The organism is Leisingera sp. F5 (assembly GCF_001593695.1).
In genome coordinates, this window is sequence record NZ_LUKH01001312.1 from 1 (window position 1) to 1120 (window position 1120).

At 62.0% G+C, this 1120-nt stretch carries 1 protein-coding gene and 1 pseudogene; both read left to right on the top strand.

All coding sequences use genetic code 11. The features are described 5' to 3' along the window. On the top strand, positions 1-806 hold an 806-nt coding region (locus A2I95_RS41040; protein WP_291738032.1), incomplete at its 5' end, for a D-glycerate dehydrogenase. Beyond that, positions 806-1120 (top strand): annotated as a pseudogene (locus tag A2I95_RS41045) (phosphoenolpyruvate carboxylase); the annotation flags it as partial. The gene A2I95_RS41040 and the pseudogene A2I95_RS41045, both read left to right, overlap by 1 nt.

A 1120-nucleotide genomic window follows, 5' to 3' on the forward strand; every position in this document is an offset into this window, starting at 1 on the left:
ACAAGATCCCGGCCAGTGCGTTTGATATCACTAAGCCCCAGGCCCGCATTCTGGCCAACTACGGCGTTGGCTCCTCTCATATTGATATGCCCAGTGCGGCAGGTCACGGCATGACTGTGACCAACACTCCCGATGTTCTTAGCGAATGCACTGCCGACATCGCCATGACGCTGCTATTGATGGTGGCCCGCCGCGCAAGTGAAGGTGAGCGTGAAGTGCGTGCCGGTGAATGGACCGGCTGGCGTCCGACCCATCTGGTCGGCACCAAAGTTTCCGGCAAGACATTGGGCATCGTCGGTTTCGGCCGTATCGGCCAGGAAATGGCCCGCCGCGCGCATCATGGCTTTGGCATGAAGATCGTGGTGCAGAACCGCTCTCGCGTGTCGCCCGATATCCTGGCCCGTTACAACGCCACTCAGGCCGACAGCCTGGAAGAGCTGATGCCGCAGAGCGACTTTGTCTCGCTGCACTGCCCGGGCGGAGTTGCAAACCGGCATCTTATCAACACCCGGATGCTGAACCTGATGAAGCCGGACGCATTCCTAATTAATACGGCCCGTGGCGAGATAGTCGACGAGCTGGCCCTGTCCCGCGCCCTGTGGTTCGAAACCATCGGCGGCGCCGGGCTGGATGTGTTCGACGGCGAACCGCGCATCAACCCGGATCTGATGGACTGCGACAACCTGGTGATGCTGCCGCACTTGGGCAGCGCCACCCGCGAGGCGCGCGAGGCGATGGGGTTCCGTGTCCTCGACAATCTGACCGATTTCTTTGCAGGGCGCGAACCGCGTGATCGGGTGATGTGATGGGTGATCCTGCCGAAACCGCTCAGACGGGGTTTGCCGATGCGGGTTACGCCGCCGAACTCCGCACGGAATTGCACGCCCTGTGGCTGGATGTCTTGCGCAAGCGCGCGCCGGAAGTGGCGGAACGGGCCACTGGCGAGTCTCCATGGGATCTTTCTGACGGCCAGCCTGCAACCGCCTACATGCAGGCCTTCAACATCTGGTTCCAGCTGCTGAAGATCGTCGAGGAAAACGCGGCCATGCGCGACCGACGCATGGCTGAAACGCAAGACGGCCCGGAAGTGGCCGAAGGCAGCTTTGCCCGTGCCCTCGAT